This window comes from Mesorhizobium sp. M7A.F.Ca.US.005.03.2.1, assembly GCF_003997795.1.
Lineage (GTDB): Bacteria > Pseudomonadota > Alphaproteobacteria > Rhizobiales > Rhizobiaceae > Mesorhizobium > Mesorhizobium ciceri.
The window spans coordinates 1-475 of record NZ_RZRP01001603.1 but is presented as its reverse complement, the minus strand read 5'-3'; the positions used below and the strand labels follow the sequence as shown (position 1 = coordinate 475).

The window sequence follows — 475 nt, the reverse complement described above, 5'->3', positions numbered from 1 at the left end:
CATCTCGTTCGACAGCGCCCGCGACATTTCGCAGTGGAAGCGCAGTCGAGCACTGGCTGAGCGCACCGGGGCACATTTCACCTATTTTCTGTCCTGCGTCTTCCTGCTGTCGACGGAAACACGCAAGGAATACACCGCACCCGGCAGAAGCGCCGGGAAATCCAATATCGGCTTTGCCGCCTCGAAACAGGAAGTCACCGACCGGCTCGAGCAGATCGGGCTTGCCGCGCATGAGGGCCACGACATCGCCAGCCATGGCTGCGGCCATTTCGACGGCAAGGACTGGAGCAAGGCCGACTGGCTGAAAGAGTTCGGTTCGTTCGAGCACATTCTCGAGAACGCCTATGCCATCAACGGCATTGCGCCCGAGCCTGAGGGCTGGCGCGATTTCGCACGGCATGCGGTTGTCGGTTTTCGCGCGCCGTATCTGTCGACGGGCAAGGCGCTCTATGAAGCGCTGCCGGCCGCCGGCTAT

The 475-nt window shown here is 61.9% G+C and carries 1 pseudogene; it reads left to right on the top strand.

What is annotated here, in order from left to right:
• A pseudogene (locus EN991_RS39390) lies at positions 1 to 475 on the top strand (polysaccharide deacetylase); the annotation flags it as partial.